This is a genomic window from Paracoccus sp. KR1-242, assembly GCF_049446195.1.
In the GTDB taxonomy this organism is placed as follows: Bacteria; Pseudomonadota; Alphaproteobacteria; order Rhodobacterales; family Rhodobacteraceae; genus Paracoccus; species Paracoccus broussonetiae.
The window spans coordinates 1-23,184 of sequence record NZ_JBMSED010000005.1; the positions used below are offsets into that span (position 1 = coordinate 1).

Below are 23,184 nucleotides of genomic sequence, written 5' to 3' on the forward strand. Positions count from 1 at the left end.
AATCGGGTGAAAACACCGCATCGCGCACCGCAATACTTTCGGAAAGTCCTGCCATGAAACCGCTTGAACGCATCTATGAAGCCGCCCGCGCCCGCCCGCGCCACATCATTCTGCCCGAAGGCGAGGATCCCCGTGTGGCCGAGGCGGCGGCCCGGCTGGTCGACCAGGGGCTGGCACGCGTGACGCTGATGAACGGTCCGGCGCTGAACGGGGTCGAAACGATCAGGCCCGCTGACGCGCCCGACCTGCCGGAGCTGGCGGATCACTGGTACCAGATGCGCGCCCATCGCGGCCTGTGCCCCGACCGCGCGCTTGAGGAAATGCGCGACCCAATCCGGCAGGCGGCGATGCGAGTCCGGCTGGGTCAGGCGGACGGAACCCTGGGCGGCGCCGTCGCGACCACGGCCGAAACCGTGCGCGCCGCGCTGCAGATCATCGGGCGCGCGCCCGAGGCCGGGATCGTGTCGAGCTTTTTCCTGATGCTTTCCTGCGGTCCCGAAGCCCCGATCAAGGGCGGCATGATCTTTGCCGATTGCGGGCTGGTGATCGCGCCCGACGCGGCCGAGCTTGCGGCCATCGCGCTGTCCGCCGCGGCAAGCTGCCGCCGCATCCTGGCCGAAGAGCCGCGGGTGGCGCTGCTGTCCTTTTCGACCGCGGGTTCGGCCGATCACCCGAGCCTTGGGCGCATCCGAGAGGCGCTGGCACGCATCCGCGAGTCCGACCCGACGCTGGAAGTCGACGGAGAACTGCAATTTGACGCCGCCCTTGACGACGCCGTCCGGGCCAAGAAGGCGCCGGGAAGCTGCCTGACGGGACGCCCGAACGTGTTCATCTTTCCGGATCTCGCCTCGGGCAATATCGGCTACAAGATCGCGCAGCGTCTGGGTGGGCTGACCGCCATCGGACCGATCCTTCAGGGGCTGGCGCGCCCCGCGAATGATCTGTCGCGGGGCTGCTCGACCGAGGATATCATCGCTGCGACCGCGATCACGGCGGCGCAGGTCGCCTGAGCGCGGGCCAGACGGCCCGCGCGGTTCATTTCGCGGAAACGCCGACGCCCCCGGCCGAGGCTGCGCTCAGCTGGACGAAGTGCAGCGCCTGCTGGCGCACCGCGTCGGCCAGATCCTGACGCGCCGACAAAAGGGTCCGTTCGGCGTCGAGCACCGGGAAGAAACCGGCCTCGCCCAATTCATAGGACGTGCGGGCCAGATCCACGGATTCGCTGGCATTGTCGACCAGCCGGCTTTGCGCCGAAACGGCGCGTGCGTCGCGGTTGTAGCCGGCCAACGCATTCTCGACTTCCTCCACGGCCTTGAGGACCGAGGCCTGCCAGGCCAGTCGTGACTGTTCGGCCCGGGCCTGCGCTGCCGAAAGCCGCGCCTTGTTCGCACCGCCCGTGAACAGCGGAACCGAGATTTGCGGCCCGAAACCCCAGGTCTTGAGGCTGCCGCCCCCCGCCAGGTCGATCGGCGTGACCGAACCGGAAAGCGTCAGCTTGGGATAGAAGGCCGCCTCGGCCTCGCCCACCGCGGACACGGCCGCGGACAGGTTGCGTTCGGCGACACGAACGTCGGGACGGACACGGACGACATCGGCGGGGACGCCCACGCTGGCCTTGTAACGGGCGCGGGGCTGGCTGCCACCCTTACGCAGTCGCGCGGCCAGGTCGGCGCTGTGGCCCGCGGTCAGGGTCGCAAGCCGGTTGACCGACTGGTCGAAACCCATTTCCAGCGCGGGAAGTGCAGCTTCGGCCTGCGTCACCAGCTGTTCGGCCTGCAGCACCTCGACCCGGCTGACGCTGCCCAGAACGTCCTGTTCGCGGGTCAGGGCCAGCGTGCGCTTGCGGCTGTCAAGGCTTTGCCGCGTCAGTGACACCGCCTGCTGATAGAAGCGTGCGTCGACATAGGCCGTGGCAATGGCGCTGGCCACCGTCAGACGGGCCACCTCGGCGGACAGATAGGCGGCGTCGACCTGTGCGGCCGCGCCTTCGCGCGCGGCACGGTTCGCCCCGAAGATGTCGATCATCCACGAGACGCCCAGCGTCGCCGAGGACGACTCGGCGATCGAAACGCCGCTGTCGCTGATGCCCCGGTTCGCCGCGCCCTCAAGCTGGACCTGCGGCAGGTCGTTTGCGCCGACCAGGCGGGCGTTTGCCTGGGCTTCACGGATCACCGCGACGGCGGTCTGCACGTCAAGGTTTCGCGCAAGCCCGGCCTGGACCAGGCTGTCAAGCTGGCTGTCGCGGAAGGCGGACCACCATGCATTGGACCCTGCGCGGCGGGCCGGGGAATCCGCCGCGAAACGCGCAGGCAGATCGGGCTCCGGCGCGGTATAGGCGACGGGCGAACATGCCGCCAGCGCAAGGGCCGAGACGAGCCCCCCCAGAAGCAGGCGGCGGGACGGATTGTAGGCTTGGGTCATTCGGGTCACTCGAAGAGTTGGTGCGCCCCCTCGGGGCACTTTGGAAAGGGCACGGGCGGCACCCGGAAAGGGGCCGCCCGCGCAGTGTCAGGGCAGGCTGTCAGCCCGCGGAACCGGCTTGCCGGGCTTCATCCCTGCCCCGCCGTGTCAGACGGCTGAAAAGGTCCAGCACGAAGACGAAGAATACCGGGACGAAGAACACCGCAAGGATGGTGGCGGCAATCATCCCCCCGATCACGCCAGTGCCGATGGCGTTCTGGCTGGCCGCGGACGGGCCGGTCGCAATGGCCAAGGGGACCACGCCCAGCGTGAAGGCCAGCGAGGTCATCAGGATCGGACGGAAGCGCAGGCGCGCCGCCTCGACCGCCGCCTCGATCAGGGTCTTGCCTTCCTCGCGCAATTCCTTGGCGAATTCGACGATCAGGATGGCGTTCTTGGCCGAAAGCCCGATGATCGCGATCAGACCCACCTTGAAGTAGATGTCGTTGGGCATTCCGCGCAGCATCACGGCAGCCACGCAGCCCAGCACGCCCAGCGGCACCACCAGCATCACCGAAAGCGGGATGGACCAGCTTTCGTAAAGCCCCGAGAGCAGCAGGAAGACGAACAGCACGCTCATCGCGAACAGCAGCGTCGATTGCGAGCCGGACTGGATCTCTTCCAGCGACTGGCCAGTCCATTCATAGCCGAAGCCCTGCGGCAGTGCCTGCGCCAGACGCTCCATCTCGGCCATCGCGGCGCCCGAGCTGAAGCCCGGCGCGGCAGAGCCTGCGATGCGGATCGACGGATAGCCGTTATAGCCCACCACCTGCGACGCGCCCTGTTCCCAGTTCACGCTGGCGAAGGAGGAAAACGGCACCATGCCACCCTGCGAATTGCGCGCGGTCAGCTTCAGGATATCCTCGGCCTGCATCCGGGAACCTTCATCGGCCTGCACCATCACACGCTGCATCTTGCCCGCATTCGGGAAGTCGTTGACATAGGCCGAGCCGAGGTATTGCGAGATCGTCGCCGAGATATCGGCAAAGGTCACGCCAAAGGCATTCGCCTTTTCACGGTCGATGGTGACGAAGACCTGCGCCGCATCCGGCAGCCCCTCGATCCGCAGACCGGTGACGATGCCGCCTTTCTGCGCCTCGGCGATCATCTGCTGGGCCGCGGCCTTCAGGGCTTCTTGCCCCTGCCCGCCACGATCTTGCAACCGGAAGCTGAAGCCGCCCGTGGTGCCGAAACCCGGAATGGGCGGCGGCGACAGCGCGAAAGCCTGCGCATCCTTATAGGTGAACAGCTCCATGTTCGCGCCGCCCGCGATATCTTGCGCGGATTGCGTGCGGTCGGCCCAGTCCTTGAAGGTGACGAAGATCAGGCCGGCATTCGGACCCTGCCCCGAGAAGCTGAAGCCACGGATGGCGACGACGTTCTCGATCGCGTCATTCCTCAGATACATCTGCGTCGCCGAAGACAGCACCTCGTCGGTCCGGTTCGAACTGGCGGTGGGCGGCGTCTGGACGTCGGTGATGATGAAACCCTGATCCTCGTTCGGCAGGAAGCTGGTCGGCAGGCGGACAAAGCCTGCGGCCGTCACCCCGACCAGGACCAGGTAAAAGGCCATCATCACCAGCCGCCGCCGCGTCACCATGCTGACACTGCCGGCATAGCGACGGGTCAGGCGGTCGAAATTGCGGTTGAACCAGCCGAAGAATCCTTTCCGTTCATGATGCCCCGTAACCGGCTTCAGGAAGGTCGCGCAAAGCGCCGGGGTCAGCGTCAGCGCCAGGAAGGCCGAGAACAGGATCGCGACCACCATCGTCAACGCGAACTGACGATAGATGATGCCGGACGAACCGGGGAAAAAGGCCATGGGGATGAACACCGCCGCAAGGACCAGCGTGATCCCGACGATGGCGCCCGAAATCTGGCCCATTGCCTTCTGCGTCGCTTCTCGCGGGGGCAGGCCCTCGGTCGCCATGATCCTTTCCACGTTCTCGATCACGACGATGGCGTCATCGACAAGGATGCCGATGGCCAGCACCATTGCGAACATGGTCAGCACGTTGATCGAGAAGCCCGCGACCAGCATGACCGAGATCGTTCCCATCAGCGCGATCGGCACAACGATGGTCGGGATCAGGGTATAGCGGAAGTTCTGCAGGAACAGGAACATCACGACGAAGACCAGCGCCACGGCCTCGACCAGCGTATGCAGCACCTTCTCGATCGAGGCCTCGACAAAGGGGGTGGTGTCATAGGGGATCGAATAGCTCATGCCCTGCGGGAAGAAGCGCGACAGCTCTTCCATCTTCTGGTGCACCGCCTCGGATGTGTTCAGCGCGTTGCCGGTCGTCGAAAGCTGGATGCCGATGGCGGCAGCCGGCTTGCCATTGATGTTCGAGGCGAAGCTGTAGGTTTCGGCCCCGATCTCGATCCGGGCGACGTCGCGCAGCAGAACGGCAGAACCGTCGGCATTGGCGCGCAGAACGATCTTGCCGAATTCCTCGGGGTCGTCCAGCTGCCCCTTCATCAGGACGGTCGCGGTCAGCTGCTGCCCCATCGGATTCGGGTCCGCGCCGACCTTGCCCGCCGCGACCTGCGCGTTCTGGGCACGGATGGCGGCCACGACCTCGTCGGTCGACAGGTTCAGGCCGGTCATCTTGTCGGGATCGATCCAGATGCGAAGCGCGCGTTCCGGTGCAAAGACCTGCGCCCGGCCAACGCCCTCGATCCGGCGGATCTCGCCCGCGACGTTGCGGTTGATATAGTCGCCAAGCGCGATGTCGTTGAAGCTGCCATCCTGCGAGGTCAGCGCGACCATCATCAGGAAGCCCGAGCCGGCCTCTTCAACCAGGACGCCCTGGTCAACCACACTTTGCGGCAGCAGGGGTTCAACGCGGGCGACGGCGTTCTGCACGTCCACCTGGGCGCGCGCGACATCGGTGCCCGGCTCGAACGTCGCGGTGATCGACATCGCGCCCGAGCTGTCCGAAACGGATTCGTAATAGGCAAGGCCCTCGACGCCGTTCAGCTCATCCTCGATGGGCTGGGCGACGGACTGGTTGATCTCGCCCGGCGCGGCACCGGTATAGGAGGTCGAGATGGTGATCTGCGGCCAGGCGACCTGCGGATATTGCGCGACCGGCATCGCCGGCAGCGAGATCAGCCCGGCAATCACGATGAAAATCGAGATCACCCAGGCCAGCACGGGCCTGGTGATGAAGAATTGTGCCATGGTCCCTTATCCCTGTTGCGCGGCCTTGGCCTTGTCCGATGCGGGGGCCGGGTTGGCCGCTGCCTCGTCGGCTTTGGCAGCAGGCGCATCGGCGGCGGCTTCCGCGCCGTTTCCGGCGTCGGCACCCGCCTCGGCCTTGGCCGAGGCAGCCTCGACCGGTTCGGCCACGACCTTGGCATCCGGGTGAAGCTTCTGCGCACCCGCAACGACGACCTTGTCGCCCGCCTGCAGGCCATCCTCGACCAGCCAGCTGTTGTCGCTGGTCTGGCCCAGCCGGACATCGCGACGTTCGACCGTGTCTGCATCCTTCATGACATAGACATAGGCCCGGCCCGCCTGGTCACGCTGCACCGCCATCTGCGGAATGGTCAGCGCGTTCTGGCGCACCGCCTGTTCGATCCGCGCGCGGACGTAAAGACCGGGCAACAGGTCGCCATCGGGGTTCGGGAATTCGGCCCGCAGCGTGATCTGCCCCGTGGTGCTGTCCACGCTGGCTTCCGAGAAAAGCAGCTTGCCCGAATGGGCGTATTCGCTGCCATCGTCAAAGACCAGCTCGACGCGCGCCTCGTCCGGCGTGGCCATGACCAGCGTGCCCGCATCGCGCGCGCGGCGCAGTGCGAACAGATCCGACGAGGATTGCGTCACGTCGACATAGACGGGATCCAGCTGATGGATGGTCGCCATGATATCGTTCTGCGCGTTGACCAGTGCGCCTTCCGTCACCAGCGCACGACCGACAACGCCCGAGATCGGGGCGGTGACGTCGGTATAGCCCAAGTTCAGTTGCGCTTCCTGCAGCGCGGCGCGGGCAATCGAGACATCCGCCTCGGCCTGGGCCAGGGTCGTCGTCGCGTTTTCAAGGTCGACGCCGGCAGTCACCTTGCGTTCGCGCAGGGCGGCGGCGCGGTGCATCTGGTCTTCCGCGTTCTGGCGGGCGGCCTCGGCGCGGGCCAGCGTCGCCTCGGCGCTGGCGACACGCACGGCGAAGGGCGCCGGATCGATCTTGTAAAGGACATCGCCTTCCTTGATCTGGCTGCCCTGTTCGAAGATGCGGCTGACGACGATGCCGCCGACGCGCGGACGCACCTCGGCCATGCGGGTCGCCGCGACGCGGCCCGGCAATTCGTTCACGACCGGAAGCGGTCCGGGTTTCAGGGTCTGCACGCTGACGATGGCAGGCGGCATCTGCTGGGCATGGACCGGCGCCGCGAGCAGCAAAAGACCGGCCATCAGGCAGGAAAGCCTGCCAGGCGTTTTATCGAAGCACATATGTCTGACCTTCAGATCAGGAGGGGGAGGAGCGAAGGGAGAGGTCGGAGTCAGTCTGAAGAGGGCGGCGCACCTTTGTCGCTTTCGGCGATGGCCATCAGGTCATCAAGGATCTCGTTGCGGGTGATCTGGTCGAAGCGGTGAAGATCGTAGAACTCAAGAAATGCCAACCCATGCAGGGTCAGTAGCGTGCGCAACATCTTGTAGGGCTCGGCCGCCTCGGTGCGGATATTGTCCGCGTCGCGGCGCATTTCCGCCCGCATGATGTCGCGGCACTCCGCATTCGCCCCCATCCCGACGCTGAGAAGCAGCGCCATCGCGATGTCCTCTTCGGTGGGCGCGGAGCGGAATTCCTCGATCAGGGCTTTCAGGCAGGAGTTCGGCTGGCCTTCGAAACGCGCGCGCGCGGCGTCGAACTTTTCACGATGCTGGGCAAGCTGATGGCGGGTGAATGCGGCCAGCAGTCCGGCCTTGGTCTCGCAATCATAGACGACGCTGGACTTGCTGACGCCCGCTTCCTTGGCGACGGCATCGATGCTCAGCCCGCTGATGCCGTCGCGACGTGCGACAGCCTCGACGGCCTTCATCAGCTCTTCGCGATCGATCGTGCGCTTGCGTCCCATCGGCTCCAGCCATTTTTTCAATACGACCGTTCGTAAATAAATCCTTTACACCCGTCAACCCGCCGCGTCATTGCCATGGCAGAGTGACGCCCAAGCCATTGCCCCTTGTCATTCTATCGGCCAGACTGGGGCGCTTCAAAGCATGAAAGTCGAGATGAGCTTGTCGGACTGGTTGACAGAAAAAGCCCCGATCAGTCGCAAGAACGCGGCAGAGGTCGTGTTCGAGGATCTGCGCGGCGCGATCCTGGGAGGCCGCGTCGCGGTCGGAAGTCGACTGCCTTCCGAGTCGCGTCTGGCCGAGGCTTATGGCGTCAGCCGCCCGATCATCCGTGAAGCCATGCGCTCGCTGCAAACGCTGGGACTGACCCGCAGCCGCAGCGGCAGCGGCAGCTTCGTCATCTCGGCCACCCAGCGCAGCGAACTGGATTACGGGGCGATCTCGGCCCGCGATCTGGTCGAGGCCCGCCCGCATATCGAGATCCCGGCCGCCGGCTGGGCCGCGCTGCGCCGCACCGATGCGCAGGTCGCGCGGCTTCTTGACCTGTGCGACGGGATGGAGCGCGAGACGGATTCCCTGACCTGGGTCCGGCTGGACTCCGATTTCCACTGCCAGATTGCCGAAGCCTCGCAGAACGCGCTTTTCGCGCGTGTCGTGCAGGAATCGCGCGAGGCGCTGATGCAGCAATCCGAACTGGTGAACCTGATGGCGGATCGGCGCATCGCCTCGAACCGGGAACACCGCCGGATTGCCGAGGCGATTTCGCGCGGCGACGAGTCCGGCGCAGTCGACGCCATGCGTGACCATCTGGGCGAAGTCGAGCGCGCCATGACCTGGATCGCGACCTCATCGGCCCCGCGCGGCGGGACCAGCGAACCGTCAAGCTAGCGCAAGAGCCCCCGCAGATCGGCCTGCAACCGCATCAGATGCGGCAGGAAGCGAGTGCGCAGATCCTCGACCGTCGCATGGGCCGCCGGCAGGCCGACATTGACCGCCGCCACCACCCTGCCCCGCCCGTTCAGCAGCGGCACCGCGATGGAACGCAGACCCATCTCGACCTCCTGATCGATGACCGCGTGCCCGTCGCGACGCACCCGGGCCAACTCCTCAAGCAGCTGGCCGGCATCGGTCAGAGTCAGGGGCGTGCGCGCCGGAAAGGGCGCCATCGCCAGCAGCGGCTGCAATTCCGCCTCGGACAGCGCCGCCAGCATCACCCGCCCCATCGAGGTGCACCATGCAGGCAGCCGCGAGCCGGGCATCAAGGCAATGGACATGACCCGGCGCTGCGCCGCGCGGGCGACATAGACGATCTCGGCCCCGTCGAGGATCGATACTGACGAGCTTTCGCCGATCTCCTCGGACAGCCGATCAAGGTTTGGCTGGACGATCTGGGGCAGCGGCATCGTCGCAAGGCAGGCTGTCCCCAGCCGCAGCACCCGCGGCGTCAGGGTGAAGAACTTGCCGTCGTAATCGGCATAGCCACCCTGTGCCAGCGTCAGCAGGCAGCGCCGCGCCGTGGCCCGGTCCAGCCCCGAGGCCGCCGCGACCTCGACGATGGACTGGCGGGGATGTTCGGCGGTGAAGGTCTCGATCACGCGCAGCCCCTTGGCAAGGCCGCCCATCAGATCGCGGTCGTTGATGCTCATCCCGGCCCCGTTGTGCGATATGCGAACAAACGACAGCATATCGCACAAACTGCATGGACGGAAGCCATCCCGGTTGTGTAGGCCATCCGTGCAGACCCGCGGCCTTGGCCCGCACAGGAGGACCCATGGACAAGACCCTTCCCGATCTTGCCGCCGCCGTGGCGGGGATCGAAGACGGAATGACGGTGATGATCGGCGGCTTCGGCGGCTCGGGCGCACCGATCGAACTGATCCACGCGCTGATCGACCGCTTCCTGGCGACGGGTAGCCCCAGGAACCTGACGGTTGTTAACAACAACGCCGGCAACGGTCATGTCGGGCTGGCGGCGCTGATCGAACAGGGCATGGTCGCGAAGCTGATCTGTTCCTTCCCGCGGTCCGCCGACCCCCGCGTCTTCACCGAGCTTTACCTGGCCGGAAAGATCGAACTGGAACTGGTCCCGCAGGGCACCCTGGCCGAACGCATCCGCGCGGGCGGGGCAGGCATCCCGGCCTTCTATACCCCCACCAGCTTTGGCACCGATCTGGCCAAGGGCAAACCGGTTGAGGAATTTGAAGGGCGTCCCTATGTTCAGGAACGCTGGCTGAAGGCCGATTACGCGCTGGTCAAGGCCGACAAGGGCGACAAGCTTGGCAACCTGACCTATCGCATGGCGGCGCGGAACTTCGGGCCGCTGATGTGCATGGCCGCCCGCACCGCCATCGTGCAGGTCGGAGAGCTGGTCGAACCGGGCGCCATCGATCCCGAAACCGTCATCACTCCCGGCATCTTCGTGCAAGGCGTGGTCGAGGTCGCGAACCCCGCGCAGGAAGAAGCCCTTAACCGCGCCAATGCCGTCTATCCGGAGGTCGCAGAATGACCACGAAACTCACCTCGACCCAAATCGCATGGCGCGCGGCCCAGGACATTGCCGACGGCGCCTATGTCAACCTGGGCATCGGCTTCCCCGAAATGGTGGCAAAATTCCAGCCCCCCGGCCGTCAGGCAATCTTTCACACCGAAAACGGCATCCTTGGCTTTGGCGAGGCTCCCGCCCCCGGCGAAGAGGACTGGGATCTGATCAACGCGGGCAAGAAGGCCGTGACGATCAAGCCCGGCACCGCGTTTTTCCATCACGCCGACAGCTTCGCCATGGTGCGCGGCGGGCATCTGGATGTCGCGATCCTTGGCGCCTATGAGGTCGCCGAGACCGGCGATCTGGCGAATTGGTCGACCGGCCCCAAGGGTGTCCCCGCCGTCGGCGGAGCGATGGATCTGGTCCATGGCGCGAAGCGCGTGGCCGTCATCACCGAGCATGTGACCAAGGACGGCAAGCCGAAGCTGGTCCAGAAATGCGCGCTGCCGCTGACCGGCGTTGGTTGCGTCACCCGCGTCTATACCTCGCTCGCCGTGGTCGATGTCCGGGACGGCCGCTTCGTCCTGATCGAAAAGCTGCCCTCGATGTCCTTCGACGAGCTGCAATCCCTGACCGGGGCAACCCTGCATCTGGATGGCGATGTCGCCGACCTGATCGTTCCGGAGCTGTGAGATGACCGAAGTTTATATCTGCGACTATATCCGCACCCCCATCGGGCGCTTCGGCGGCGCTTTGTCTGCCGTGCGTGCCGACGATCTGGGCGCGGTCCCACTGCGCGCGCTGATGGAGCGCAATCAGGGCGTCGACTGGGCGGCCGTCGATGACGTGATCTATGGCTGCGCCAACCAGGCCGGAGAGGACAACCGCAACGTCGCCCGCATGTCCGCCTTGCTGGCCGGGCTGCCGGTCGAGGTGACGGGCACCACGATCAACCGGCTCTGCGGATCGGGCATGGATGCGGTCCTTGCCGCCGCGCGCCAGATCATGGCCGGCGAGGCCGAGTTGATGATCGCGGGCGGGGTCGAGTCAATGTCGCGCGCCCCCTTCGTCATGCCCAAGGCCGAGACCGCGTTTTCGCGCGCGGCCGAAATCCATGACACCACGATTGGCTGGCGCTTCATCAACCCCTTGATGAAAAAGCAATATGGCGTGGATTCCATGCCGCAGACCGGCCAGAACGTCGCCGATGATTTCGGCATCTCGCGCGAGGCGCAGGATGCCATGGCGCTGGCCTCGCAGGTCAAGGCCGCTGACGCGCAGGCCAATGGCCGTCTGGCGCGCGAGATCACCTCGGTGACCATCCCCCAGCGCAAGGGCGATCCGGTCGTGGTAGATCGCGACGAACATCCCCGCGCCACCACGGCCGAGGCACTGGCCAAGCTGCGCCCGCTGTTCGAAAACGGCTCTGTCACGGCGGGCAATGCCTCGGGTGTGAACGACGGGGCGGCGGCGCTGATCCTGGCCTCGGAGGCGGCGGCGCGGAAATACGGGCTGACCCCGATCGCGCGCGTCCTGGGCGGTGCGACTGCGGGCGTTCCCCCGCGCATCATGGGAATCGGTCCCGCGCCCGCATCGAAGAAACTGATGTCCCGGCTTGGCCTGGTGCAGTCCGATTTCGACGTGATCGAGCTGAACGAGGCCTTCGCGGCGCAGGGTCTGGCAACATTGCGCGACCTTGGGATCGCCGATGGTGATCCGCGCGTGAACCCCAATGGTGGCGCTATCGCACTGGGCCATCCGCTGGGCATGTCGGGTGCCCGCATCACCGGGACAGCCGCGCTGGAATTGCAGCTAACCGGTGGGAAACGCTCGCTTTCCACCATGTGCATCGGCGTGGGCCAAGGCATCGCCATCGCGCTGGAACGCGTCTGATCCCCGTTTCCACCGCCTTTGCCGGGCGGTGGATTGGTATTATACTGCCGCGGTCCGAGCTTCGGGCCGCGGCATGTTTTTTTCTTGACGACGAAGTTTCGCCGCGAGTAAACGCCAGATCTGTCAGACAGCTTGTCAGCATTGCACCCCGAAGAGGGCAGGCCCGGCCGGACCTGCCTGCCCAGCGAAACGCGACGGGACGGAGATCACATGGCACTTCAAGAGAATTCGACGCCTGCCGAGGGGCAGGTCTTTGCCGCGGAAGAGGCGGGCTTTCACAAGGCGCTGAAGCCGCGGCAGATCCAGATGATCGCCATTGGTGGCGCCATCGGCACGGGACTGTTCCTGGGCGCGGGCGGACGGCTTGCCGTTGCCGGGCCCTCGCTAGTGCTGATCTATGCCCTTTGCGGCTTTTTCGCCTTTCTGGTCCTGCGCGCCCTGGGCGAGCTGATCATGCACCGACCCAGTTCGGGGTCTTTCGTGTCCTATGCCCGCGAGTTCTATGGCGAGAAGATGGCCTTCGCGGCGGGCTGGATGTACTGGCTGAACTGGGCGATGACCTCGGTCGCGGACGTGACCGCCGTCGCCGTCTACATGAACTTCTTCAAGGCCTATGTGCCTTGGCTTGCAGGCATCGACCAATGGATGTTCGCCCTTGCCGCGCTGGTCGTCGTGCTGGCGATGAACATGCTGTCGGTCAAGGTTTTCGGAGAGCTTGAGTTCTGGTTCAGCCTTATCAAGGTCCTGTCGCTGGTCCTGTTCCTGGCCATCGGCATCTGGTTCGTCCTGACGGGCACCCCGGTTGGCGGCCATACCCCCGGCCTGCACCTGATCTCGCAAGAGGGCGGCTGGTTTCCACATGGCATCATGCCCGCGCTGGTCGTGATCCAGGGGGTCGTCTTCGCCTATGCCTCGATCGAGTTGATCGGCACCACCGCGGGCGAAACCGAAGACCCGCGAGAGGTCATGCCCCGCGCGATCCGCACGGTCGTCTTCCGGCTTGTCGTCTTCTATGTCGGCTCGGTCCTGCTGCTGACGCTGCTGTTGCCCTATACCGCCTACAAATCGGGCGAGAGCCCCTTCGTCACCTTCTTCGGTGCGATCGGGGTCGAGGGTGCGGATGTCATCATGAACCTGGTGGTCCTAACCGCCGTGCTGTCGTCGCTGAACGCGGGCCTGTATTCCACCGGACGCATCCTGCATTCGATGGCGGTTGCCGGCTCGGCCCCCCGGTCGCTGGCGCGGATGAACCGGCAGGGTGTGCCCTATATGGGGATCATGGTCACGGCGGGCGTCACCGTCCTTGGGGTGATCCTGAACGCGGTCGTGCCCTCGCAAGCGTTCGAGATCGCGATGAACGTCGCGGCGCTTGGCATCATCACCGCCTGGGGTGTGATCGTGCTGTGCCAATTGAAGCTGTGGCACCTGGCGCGGCATGGCAAGATCGCGCGCCCGGACTTCCGCATGTTCGGCGCACCCTATACCGGGATCGCGACGCTGGCCTTCCTGCTGGGGGTCGTTGTGTTGATGGCCTTCGATTACCCTATCGGCACCTGGACCGTTGCGCTGCTGGTCATCATCGTTCCCGCGCTGATCGTCGGCTGGTATCTGGCCCGTGACCGCATCAATACTCTGGCGAAGACCGGAAAGACGGAGTTCCATCTGTGACGTCGCCCGAGAATACCCCCTTGGTCGCGGTCATCGCGACCGGGGGCACCATCGCCAGCCGCAAGGACCGGGACGGTGCCGCCAGCCCCAGCCTCAGCGGGCAGGACCTGCTGGACATTCTGCCACCGATGCCCCTGCAGCTACGCGCGGTCGAGCTGCTGGCCAAGGATTCCTCGTGCCTGACGCTGGCCGACATGCAGGCGATCAGCGACCGCGTGGGGGCCGAACTGGCCGACCCTGCGGTTTCCGGCGTGGTCGTCCTGCACGGCACCGACGCGATGGAGGAAACCGCACTGCTGCTGCACCTGCGTCATGGCGCGGGAAAGCCGGTGATCCTGACCGGCGCGCAATTCTCGGCCGACAGTCCGAATGCGGATGGACCGCGGAACCTGCATGACGCCCTGCTGTCCGCTTTGGATGGCACCGGCGTGCGCGTGGTCTTTGGCGGTCGCGCGCTTCCGGCCTGGGGGCTTTACAAGCTTGCCTCGGACCGCGCCGATGCCTTTGCGCAGGCGGCGACTGGTGCCGCGGCGATCGCGCCCGACCTGCCCCCCCTGCCGCGCCCGGTCGCCGAGATGCGGGTCGACATCGTCGCCCTGCATCCGGGTGGCGACGCGGTGCATCTGGACGCGAGCCTTGAGGCAGGTGCGCGTGGGATCGTCCTTGCCGCCCTGGGGTCGGGCAATGGGACGCCGGAAATCGTCGAAGCCGTCACCCGCGCCCGCGCGCGCGGTGTGCCGGTCGTCGTCAGCAGCCGCGTTCCGGAAGGCAGGCTTGCCCCGGCCTATGGCGGCGGGGGCGGCGGCCACGACCTGGCACTGGCGGGTGCCATCCATTCGAGGCTGCTGCGTCCCGGGCAGGCACGCATCCTGCTGGCCGCGCTGCTTGCGAATGGCTGCGACGCCAAGGACATCCGTGCCGCCTTTGCCTGAACGGCTCCGGATCTGAACAAGCGGTTGCATTCCGCTGCCCCCTGTCGCACCAACGGGGACAGCAAGCCGCACCAAGATCCGAGCGCCGTTCCATGAACCCCGCCTTTTCCTGGGCCCTGCGCGCCCTGCAACTCTTTGCCGCCGCCGCGATCTCGCTGGTCATCGCCGTGCAGCTTGGCCTGCACAATCCTTTCTGGGCCGCAATGCCGGTCTGGGTCGTGGCCCAGCCCCATCGCGAGGATCTTCTGCTGCGCGCGATCCTGCGGGTGGCGGGAACGGCCCTGGGTGCGGTTCTGGGGTGGTGGGCGCTGACCCTGCTGCCCGATGCGGGGCCAAGAATCCTGGTGCTGGGACTGGCCGTCGGGCTGGGAACTGCGATCGCCTATTGGATCGGCTCTGTCTACAGCTATGGCGTCCTTCTGGCCGCGATCACGGTCGCCGTCGTGCTGGTGCCGGCGATGGACCATCCGGTGGATGCCGCGGCGCTGGCATTGGACCGGATCTGGTGCACCATGATCGGAGTCGTCGCGGTCACTGTCATCACCTTCCTGTTCACCCCGCCCCGGCCGGAACCACTGCCTCCACGCCGCGCCCCCAGGATCGGCGCGGTGATCGGGCATGGACTGATCGCGGCAGGCGCGGCGATGGCGGGCACGCTGGTATTACTGCTCATCGGCGGACCTGCCGGGGTGGGCACCGCCCTGTCGCTCAGCATCTTCAGTTTGATCATCGGGTCCAACCGCAATCCCGCCCCGATCCTGACCTATATGCCACCGGCCTCGGCGATCGGGGTTGCGGCCGCGCTTGGCTATCGCGGGCTGGATTTCCTGCTGCCCGATCCGGCAGGAATGGCACTGGCGCTGGCCCTGCCCTTCATCGCGGCGGGGGCAATCCTGCGCGCCCATCCGCGCACCGCGCCCCTGGGCCTTGATGCCAACATGTGCTTCCTGCTGGCCGCCGAGGCGGGAACCAAGGGACACGGATTCGGCGCGCATGTGCTGGGCGGGTTGGCGCTGGTGCTGTCTGCCTATGCCTTCACCGCGTTTTTCCGACGCTTCGGCACGACCCCGCCGCCCGCGGGTTAGGGCGCGCGACAGCCCCGCTTGAGGTCGGGGGGGATTTCTGCTGATCTTTCGACCAGAAATTGAGGCCGGAGAGATTTGCCATGACCGCCCCCGTGATCCCCCCGTCGGATTCCCTGACCACCCTGACGGCGCTGGAACTGAGCCGCGGGATCCACGCGCGCGAATTTTCCTGTACCGAGGTGATGGGCGCGTATCTGGACCGGATCGAGCGGCTGAACCCCCGCTTCAACGCCCTGATCTCGATGCGCCCGCGGGACGACCTGATGGCCGAGGCGCGCTTGGCGGATGACGAGATTGCCGCCGGGCGTTCGCGCGGATGGATGCACGGGTTGCCGCAAGCGCCCAAGGATCTCAGCGACACTGCCGGGATTGCGACCGTCATGGGTTCTCCGGCGATGAAGGGGCGCGTGCCGACGGCGGATTCGATCCAGGTCGAACGCATCCGCGCCGCGGGCGCCATCCTGATCGGCAAGACCAATACACCGGAATTCGGTCTTGGCTCGCATACCTACAACCCGGTCTTCGGCACCACGCTTGGGGCATGGGACACGGCCCGCAGTGCCGGCGGCAGCTCGGGCGGCGCAGCGGTGGCGCTGGCCACCGGGATGCTTCCGGTCGCGGATGGCAGCGACATGATGGGATCGCTGCGCAATCCGGCGGGGTGGAACAACGTCTATGGCTTCCGCCCGTCATTCGGCAGGGTGCCCGGCGGGGGGCCGGACCTTTACCTGAACCAGCTGGCCTGCGACGGGCCGATGGGGCGCAACGTCGCGGATCTTGCCATGCTGCTGGCGACGCAGGCGGGACATGATCCCCGCGACCCCCTGTCGCTTGCGGGCGACGGGCAGGAATTCGCGCAGCCCCTGGACGCCGAGGTCAAAGGCAGGCGGATCGGCTGGCTGGGCGATCTGGACGGCTATCTTGCGACCGAACCCCACCTGATCGAGACCTGCGAAACCGCGCTTGCCCAGTTCGAGACGCTTGGCTGCACGGTCGAGCCGGTCGGCATCGGTTTCGCGATGGAGCGGCTGTGGGCATCCTGGGTCATGCTTCGGAACTGGCTCGTCGCGGGCAAGCTGGGGGCGCTTTACGACAATCCCGCCACCCGTGACCTGCTTAAGCCCGAGGCAATCTGGGAAATCGAGCAAGGTCGCAGCCTGACCGCGACGCAGGTCCACACCGCTTCGGTCGAGCGAAGCGCCTGGTTCAGACACCTGCGCGGGCTTTACCGGGACTACGACGCGCTGGTCCTGCCCACCGCGCAGCTTTTCGCATTCGATTCTGACCTGCATTGGCCGACCGAGATCGCGGGTCGCGCCATGGATAGCTATCACCGCTGGATGGAGGTCGTGATCCCGGCCAGCATGGCGGGCCTTCCAGCCCTTGCGGTCCCGGCGGGCTTTGGCGCCAGCGGCCTGCCCATCGGGTTGCAGATCATGGGGCCGCATCTTGGCGACCGCGCGATACTGGAACTGGGCCATGCCTATGACATGGTCCAGCCCCATACGTCGCGGATCAATCCACTGCTGTCCTGACAGTCAGGACAGGTTGAAAATCCTGGCAATGGGCTCGTCGGCGGCAAGGCGACGGGTCCATTCCGCCTCAAGGACCAGCTTCGCCTCGGCCGGGCCGATCAGGTCAAGCAGGTGCCCGGGCGTCAGCGCGGCAAGCCCGTCATCATCCCCGATGATGATGTCGCCGGGCGAGACACGGCAACCGCCGATGGTGACGGGCACGTTCACTTCGGTCGTCGCAGCCCCGGTCGGCCCGCGCGGGTTGATGTGGCGGGCATAGACCGACAGCCCCTCCATCGCCGCCAGCGCACCCGTATCGCGCACCGCACCGTCGCACACGATCCCTGCCGCCCCGATACGGTGCAGATGGCCGCCCAGAACATCGCCGATCATCGCCCACGCGGCTTCTCCGCCCGCGTCGATGACCAGCACATCGCCCCGCTGCATCGTCCCGATGGCGCGCAGGACCGCCCCGAAATCGGGGGGTGCACAGCGCGCCGTCACCGCGCGCCCGAACAGCGCGGGCTGCTGTCCCGCCGGTTTCAGGGGCCGCAGAGCGATGTCGATCTGGCATTCTGCCGCAAGGTCGACAATGACTGGGACCGGAATCCGGGACCAGCGCCGCAGAAGCTCGGCGTCGATCCGGTCGGTTGTCGGGGCTTGCGTCGTCTCGCTCACGGCAGAGATCCTTTCGGTGCTTGGATTACGGGCGGCAGGTTGACCCGGATCGGGGCAAGGGTGAAGCCCCGATTTCGTCCCCTATTCCGGATCCTGCCCGACCTCCTGCGGCTGCTGGTCGCAGGGCACATCCGCAATGTCGGTCGTGGGTTCGGCGGCAGCCCGGCGCGCGCGATCCGCCTCCAGCGCCTGACGCAGGGCGGCATCGACGCGGGCCGCGGCCTCGACCGGGTGACGGAACCAGTCGGTCGACCAGATGCGGAGAATGGTCCAGCCCAGCCCCTCCAGCACGGACTGTCGGACACGGTCGCGATCCCGCGCCGTCGCCGCGCTGTGATAGGCCGCGCCGTCGCATTCGATCCCGGCCAGCCAGGCCCCGGCCCGATCGGGATGGCGCACGCCAAGGTCGATGCGGAAACCCGACACGCCGATCTGGCTGTGAACCTCCCAGCCCTTCGCGGCCAGGGCATCACGAACCCCAGCCTCAAAGGGTGACTCGACGCCGCCCAGCGATCCCTGATCCTGCGCCGCAAGCGCAACCGCGCCACGCTGCGCAAAGTCCAGGAAGGCCTTCAGGTCGCGCACCCCGCGTGCCCGCGTCCGGCCAAGATCGATCTGGTCCGCCGCGACCGAGCTGAAGACATGCAGCTCAGCCCTTGCCCGCGTCGCCGCGACGTTCAGCCGCCTTTCGCCGCCGTCATTGTTCAGCGCCCCGAAGCTCATCGAGATCTTGCCGGCGGGATCGGGGCCGAAGGTAATCGAGAACATCATCACGTCGCGTTCGTCGCCCTGGATGTTCTCAAGATTCTTGACGATCACCGGCTCTTCCCGCTCGTCAGAGAAGAACCACTCCAGTTCGGGCGCGGTCTTGCGTTCGGCATCCAGCAGGTCAAGGATCAGGCCCTGCTGCTGGCTGTTGAAGGTGATGACGCCCAGCGTCGGCCGCGCGGCCTCGGGCAGATCCAACCAGTCGGTCAGGCGCTCGCGGATCGCGGAAACGATGGCGCGGGCCTCTTCGGCATTGGTGCGGCCCTGTCCGCGCAGATAGACACCCTTGACCGGATGCAGCCGCACGGCCTGTCCCGACGCTTCGGGAGAGGGGAAAGTGACCAGCCTGCCGTCATAGTAATTGTGGTTGGAAAAGGCGATCAGTGCCTCGTCGCGGCTGCGGTAATGCCAGTTCAGGCGATGGGTCGGAATCCCCGCCGCCCCAACCTCGTCCAGGATCGAGGGCATGTCGCGTTCATATTCGGCGATCTCGGCCACCTGATCCTCGGTATCGTCGCCGCGCCCGAAGAAATTCGTCGGCGGCAATTGCTTGGGATCCCCCACTATGATCGCCTGACGCCCGCGCGCCACGGCCCCGATCGCGTCCCAGGTCGAGATCTGCGAGGCCTCGTCGAAGATCACCAGATCGAATTGCGCCTGACCGGCGGGCAGGTATTGCGCCACCGACAAGGGCGACATCAGCACGCAAGGCGCCAGCTTCGGGAAGCTGTCCGGCATCTGCCCGATCAGGCCCCGGATGCTGGCGGTGGGCCGCTGCAGGCCCAGCTGATGGCGCAGCACCCCAAGTTCAGAGCGTCGCGGCACGCTGTCGCGCGCGGGAAGGTCGTTGGACAGGCGTCGCATCACCTCGGCCGAGGCAAGGTCGGTCATCGACTGGTCAAGGGCGCGGAAATGCCCGATCAGCGCGTCATGCTCCCAATGCGCAAAGCCGCGAAGTTCGGCAGAGGCATCGATGGCCAACCGTAGCCACCAAGCCATGTAACCACGTTCGAACGCAGTGGCGCTATCCTCAAGGCACGTTCCGGACAGGACCGCATCGACCAGCGGGGCAAGTCCCGCCGCTTCGGCCTGCCGGCGCGCGGCCAGCCATTTCATCCAGTCCGCGAACCGGGGAGCCAGCGCCTCGACCTCGGCCAGCAGGGCCAGGATCTGCGGATGGTCGGCATCGGCCTGTCCGCCCGCAACGGCGAAGGCCGCGACACCGGCCCGGACGTCATCCAATGCGGCGGCAAGGCGGCGCAGAAACGGCGCAAGGGAGCCGCCATCAGCGCCGCTCAATTCGCGGCGATGCTGCACCATTTGGGGCGCGGCGATGCCCGCTGTGATCAGGCGCTCCTCAAGCGCGAGATGGGCCTCGGCGGCATCCAGCGCGGCATCGATTGCCGCAAGATCGCTCGCCTCGCCTGCGAAGCCCGAAAGTCCGGCAAGGTCCGAGGCCGCGATCTGCGCCAGCAGCGGCTGAAGGTCGCGCAGTGCAGGCAGGTCGGTCGCAGGATCGGCGATTCCGCCGGAGGCATAGGTCTGAAGCAGCTTGCGCGACTTCGACTGCGCCAGTGCGCCCAATGGCCAGAACTTGGTCTGCGCCTCGCGCCACTGCAGCTCCAGCGCATCCAGCGGCAGGCGGGCGATGGTGTCATCGCCATAGCTTGCGGACAGTGCGCCACGCGCCCGCCGACAGGCGGCGATGGTGTCACGCAGCATGGCCGCCGCCCGTCGCAGCGCGGCGGGACCGGACAGCGCTGCGGGTTCAACCGCTTTTTGCCCCAGCCGGGCAGCGGGTAGAGCGTCAAGCGCGGAAATCAGCACCGGCGCATCCGCAATCGGTGCTGCATGACCCAGCGCCCGCGCCAGAGCGACGCGCGAGGCGCCCAGTTCATCAAGCGCAAGCCGCAGGTTCCGCGCAGCGTCGATGAACCCGTCCTGCCAGCCGAACGACCATTCGGTCGCCCGCAACAGCGCCAGCGGTCCGGTCGGGTCAAGATCGGCGACAACCGCATGGCGCGTACCCAGATCGCGGGCCAGCGCGGACAGGCGTGCAAAGCTGTCGGCGTCGTGGCAATCCTTGCCCGCAAAGCGCAGCGGCAGCGGCTTTGGACCGCCCACGACTCGCCCGATCGCCTGAAATACGCTGAAACCCTGGGTTCCCGGCCGATGCAGCGCCGTGACATAGGCGTTCAGCTGGTCACGGGACAGGCGCAGATCGTCGGTCACGCGGACCCACTGGCCGCCGTCCGGTTCGCTTGCTCGGTCCCAGGACCGGCCAAGCTGGCCCAGCACCGCCTTGCGGTCGGCCTTGTTCGAATGCAGCTCCAGAACGGCGCTGCCCAGTCCCAGACGTTCCAGCCGGCGCTGCACCACGTCCAGAGCCGCGGCCTTTTCGGCGACAAACAGCACCGTCCGGCCCCGGCCAAGCTGGTCCGCGATGATATTCGCGATGGTCTGGCTTTTTCCGGTGCCGGGCGGGCCGATCAGGACGAAATCCCGCCCTTCGGCCGCGGCAAGCACGGCCGCAAGCTGCGAGCTGTCGGCGGGCAGCGGCGCCAGCAGATCCGCGGGGGCAAGCTGGCTGTCGATGCGCGAGGGATGCGGCATCGGCTCGGCCGCGCCGGCAAAGGCCTCGGTCGGGCTGTCAAGCAGATGCCGGACCAGAGGGCTTTCGCGCAGGCTGTCGGCACGGTCGACAAGATCCTTCCACATCAGATACTTGGCAAAGGAGAAGGTCGATAGCGCGCATTCCTCGACCAGTTCGAAACCGGCCACGTCGCGGACGCGCTGGCGCACGATTGCGAAGATGCGGGACAGGTCCAGCCCACTTTCGTCACGCGGCAAGTCCTCCTCAAGCTCGGGGATGCGCAACTCGAAATCCCGCTTGAGCATCTCGAGCAGGGTCGCGTTGATGCGCACCTCGTCCTCGATCTGGGCAAGCCGGAATTCTGACTGGGCCGAGCGCCGCTCAAGCCGGACGGGCATGAGGACCAGCGGCGCGCGGAAATGGCGGGTGTCGCTGTCTCCGCGACGCCAGCGCAGGAACCCCGCCGCAAGAAACAGGGTGTTCGTGCCCCCTTCCTGCACGTCGCTGCGGGCGCGGCGGAACAGCTCGGTCAGACGCGCCGCCATCTCGGTCGCGCCCAAGGGCACGGCAATCTGGCCCTTGTCCAGCGCGTCGCGGGCCAGTTCATCCTCGATCCGGCGCAATTCGTCGGCGGGCAGTTCGCGACCTGACCCCGCCTTTTCGTCCTTGAGCGCAAGCAGGCGATAAGCCCGCCCGCGCGACAGCTGATCCTCAAGCGCGGCAAGGTCGGGGCAGACCATGGGCACGCTGGTCCGCGTCTCGCGATAGTTCAGCAGCTTGTTCGAAAGCGACAGGTCCAGCAGCTTGCGCTGCCACCTTTCGATGCGGCCCAATGCGGTCGAGGGGATCTCTTCGGCCAGTTCGCCCGGCAAAAGACCCGCATCCAGCGGGCGCGGCAGGGCGGCGGGCGCCGTCGGATCCTGCTCGCCCTCCTCTGCGGGCAAGTCGCGATGGCTGGCCAGCGGACGGATGCGCGCAGCGCGGGCACGGTTGATGTCCACCGCCTGGACGAATTCGGTTTCCATCTCTTCGGCCAGGCGGTCACGGCCTGCAGTCACGGCTTCTTCGAAGCCGATGCCGGGACGATGCGTCAGCAGGGTCGTCTCGACCGGGACGAATTCGCGCGAGACCGAGGCTTTGCGGACTGCCACCACGTCCGGTTCGACCAGCTGGCCGAAGTCCTTCGGAACAAGCCAGACCCCAAGCCAGGCATGGCCGCGAGAAAACAGGACGGAAGCGTTCAGCCCCGCCGCCTCATAAGCCGCGGCCAGCAGGAGCGTCGAATCGAGGCAGGTTGCAAGGCCAGCCGAAACGATCCGCTCGGGGTCGCGGATCCGCTGTCCGCGTTCTTCGAACGAGGCGGGTGGTACGGCATAGCTGAGCCCAAGACCGGTGGCCGCGGACCAGATCGCGCCCGCCACCATCCAGACCTTGCGCGGATCGCCGGATTGATAGCCATCCAGCGCCGCGGAATGTCCGGCTGCCTCAAGCAGGGCGGCCGCCTGTTTCAGAAGCCGCGCCACCTGCGGATGGTTGGGCGAGACGAAGGCGGCAAGGATGTTGTCCATCTCGCCCAGTCCGCCCCATTCGTCGCGGGCCAGAAGCTCGACCTGAACCCGGCTGTCACCTGCCGGAGCGTCGCCAACGGTTACGCGAAATTCAAGCTGGCCAATCTCGGCCTCGTCCAGCCCGCCCAGGAAGGCGGTATCAAGCGTGGTGTCCAGGCCGCCCAACTCGATTTCGGCGCCCGGCGAGATCTCGTCGATGCGCCACTGCTTTTCGCGCAGGAAGGCGGGCGTCGCGCCCAGTGTCAGCACCACGTCGCGCAAACTGGTTTTGCCCGGATTGGCAATGCGCAGGCTGCGCAGGACCGAGACCCCGTTCTGCGAGCAGGCAAAATTGACCTTTCCCCTCACCTCTGGTGTCACAACCGGCCAGGGCGTCGGCGCATCCTCGGGGTTGACGGGCGCGGCGACGGTCGGGGGCATCAGATGGTCTTGCATGAAGTTCAGTCAGGAAATCTCTGGATTCGTT

General features: G+C 66.5%; 16 protein-coding genes. 9 read left to right on the plus strand and 7 right to left on the minus strand.

Translation table 11 applies throughout. The features are described 5' to 3' along the window. Nucleotides 1-53 precede the first annotated feature (53 nt). Nucleotides 54-1,010: a phosphate acetyltransferase gene (locus tag ACO2Q4_RS08675; RefSeq protein WP_423318985.1), complete on the plus strand. Its 957-nt coding sequence runs from the start codon at nucleotides 54-56 to the stop codon at nucleotides 1,008-1,010. A gap of 25 nt (nucleotides 1,011-1,035) precedes the next feature. On the opposite strand, the gene ACO2Q4_RS08680 is transcribed toward ACO2Q4_RS08675, so the two are convergent. From ACO2Q4_RS08680 to ACO2Q4_RS08695, 4 genes are all read right to left on the minus strand, one after another. Beyond that, entirely contained in the window at nucleotides 1,036-2,421 is a 1,386-nt protein-coding gene (locus tag ACO2Q4_RS08680; protein ID WP_423318673.1) for an efflux transporter outer membrane subunit, read from the minus strand. A gap of 100 nt (nucleotides 2,422-2,521) precedes the next feature. After that, nucleotides 2,522-5,647, minus strand: coding sequence for a multidrug efflux RND transporter permease subunit (locus ACO2Q4_RS08685; protein ID WP_423318675.1), 3,126 nt, complete (start codon nucleotides 5,645-5,647; stop codon nucleotides 2,522-2,524). Between the two features lie 6 nt (nucleotides 5,648-5,653). Further along, the gene (locus ACO2Q4_RS08690) at nucleotides 5,654-6,877 is read right to left on the minus strand and encodes an efflux RND transporter periplasmic adaptor subunit (protein WP_423318677.1); all 1,224 of its coding nucleotides are present in this window, start codon (nucleotides 6,875-6,877) and stop codon (nucleotides 5,654-5,656) included. Nucleotides 6,878-6,966: 89 nt separating this feature from the next. After that, nucleotides 6,967-7,539, minus strand: coding sequence for a TetR/AcrR family transcriptional regulator (locus ACO2Q4_RS08695; RefSeq protein ID WP_423318679.1), 573 nt, complete (start codon nucleotides 7,537-7,539; stop codon nucleotides 6,967-6,969). 154 nt (nucleotides 7,540-7,693) lie between these two features. Here ACO2Q4_RS08695 and ACO2Q4_RS08700 point away from each other — a divergent pair, with 154 nt between their 5' ends. Beyond that, entirely contained in the window at nucleotides 7,694-8,425 is a 732-nt protein-coding gene (locus tag ACO2Q4_RS08700; protein ID WP_423318680.1) for a FadR/GntR family transcriptional regulator, read from the plus strand. Here the strand turns inward: ACO2Q4_RS08700 and ACO2Q4_RS08705 are convergent. Further along, complete coding sequence (locus tag ACO2Q4_RS08705; RefSeq protein WP_311759282.1) at nucleotides 8,422-9,183, minus strand: IclR family transcriptional regulator domain-containing protein; 762 nt, start codon at nucleotides 9,181-9,183, stop codon at nucleotides 8,422-8,424. The two genes, ACO2Q4_RS08700 and ACO2Q4_RS08705, sit on opposite strands and share 4 nt — an antisense overlap. 125 nt (nucleotides 9,184-9,308) lie before the next feature. Between ACO2Q4_RS08705 and ACO2Q4_RS08710 the strand changes: the two genes are divergently transcribed. The 7 genes from ACO2Q4_RS08710 (at nucleotide 9,309) to ACO2Q4_RS08740 (ending at nucleotide 17,132) form a co-directional block, all read left to right on the plus strand. After that, nucleotides 9,309-10,043 (plus strand): 3-oxoacid CoA-transferase subunit A, encoded by a 735-nt coding sequence (locus tag ACO2Q4_RS08710; protein ID WP_395133013.1) that lies wholly within the window; start codon nucleotides 9,309-9,311, stop codon nucleotides 10,041-10,043. Further along, the gene (locus ACO2Q4_RS08715) at nucleotides 10,040-10,711 is read left to right on the plus strand and encodes a 3-oxoacid CoA-transferase subunit B (protein WP_311759280.1); all 672 of its coding nucleotides are present in this window, start codon (nucleotides 10,040-10,042) and stop codon (nucleotides 10,709-10,711) included. The genes ACO2Q4_RS08710 and ACO2Q4_RS08715 overlap by 4 nt, the downstream gene beginning before the upstream one ends. A gap of 1 nt (nucleotide 10,712) precedes the next feature. Further along, nucleotides 10,713-11,912 (plus strand): 3-oxoadipyl-CoA thiolase, encoded by a 1,200-nt coding sequence (gene pcaF, locus ACO2Q4_RS08720; protein WP_423318683.1) that lies wholly within the window; start codon nucleotides 10,713-10,715, stop codon nucleotides 11,910-11,912. Nucleotides 11,913-12,122: 210 nt separating this feature from the next. Next, nucleotides 12,123-13,580: an amino acid permease gene (locus ACO2Q4_RS08725; RefSeq protein ID WP_311759278.1), complete on the plus strand. Its 1,458-nt coding sequence runs from the start codon at nucleotides 12,123-12,125 to the stop codon at nucleotides 13,578-13,580. Next, nucleotides 13,577-14,512 carry an asparaginase gene (locus tag ACO2Q4_RS08730; RefSeq protein ID WP_423318686.1) on the plus strand — a complete coding sequence of 312 codons (936 nt, stop codon included), beginning with the start codon at nucleotides 13,577-13,579 and terminating at the stop codon, nucleotides 14,510-14,512. The genes ACO2Q4_RS08725 and ACO2Q4_RS08730 overlap by 4 nt, the downstream gene beginning before the upstream one ends. A 92-nt stretch (nucleotides 14,513-14,604) precedes the next feature. Then, nucleotides 14,605-15,597 carry an FUSC family protein gene (locus tag ACO2Q4_RS08735; protein WP_423318688.1) on the plus strand — a complete coding sequence of 331 codons (993 nt, stop codon included), beginning with the start codon at nucleotides 14,605-14,607 and terminating at the stop codon, nucleotides 15,595-15,597. An 80-nt stretch (nucleotides 15,598-15,677) separates the two neighbouring features. After that, nucleotides 15,678-17,132 carry an amidase gene (locus tag ACO2Q4_RS08740; RefSeq protein ID WP_423318690.1) on the plus strand — a complete coding sequence of 485 codons (1,455 nt, stop codon included), beginning with the start codon at nucleotides 15,678-15,680 and terminating at the stop codon, nucleotides 17,130-17,132. 3 nt (nucleotides 17,133-17,135) lie between these two features. Here ACO2Q4_RS08740 and ACO2Q4_RS08745 read toward each other — a convergent pair whose 3' ends face one another. Together ACO2Q4_RS08745 and ACO2Q4_RS08750 are read right to left on the minus strand one after the other, a co-directional pair. After that, nucleotides 17,136-17,789, minus strand: coding sequence for an RraA family protein (locus tag ACO2Q4_RS08745; RefSeq protein WP_423318692.1), 654 nt, complete (start codon nucleotides 17,787-17,789; stop codon nucleotides 17,136-17,138). An 81-nt stretch (nucleotides 17,790-17,870) separates the two neighbouring features. Then, complete coding sequence (locus tag ACO2Q4_RS08750; RefSeq protein WP_423318694.1) at nucleotides 17,871-23,138, minus strand: DUF4011 domain-containing protein; 5,268 nt, start codon at nucleotides 23,136-23,138, stop codon at nucleotides 17,871-17,873. Nucleotides 23,139-23,184: the final 46 nt, after the last annotated feature.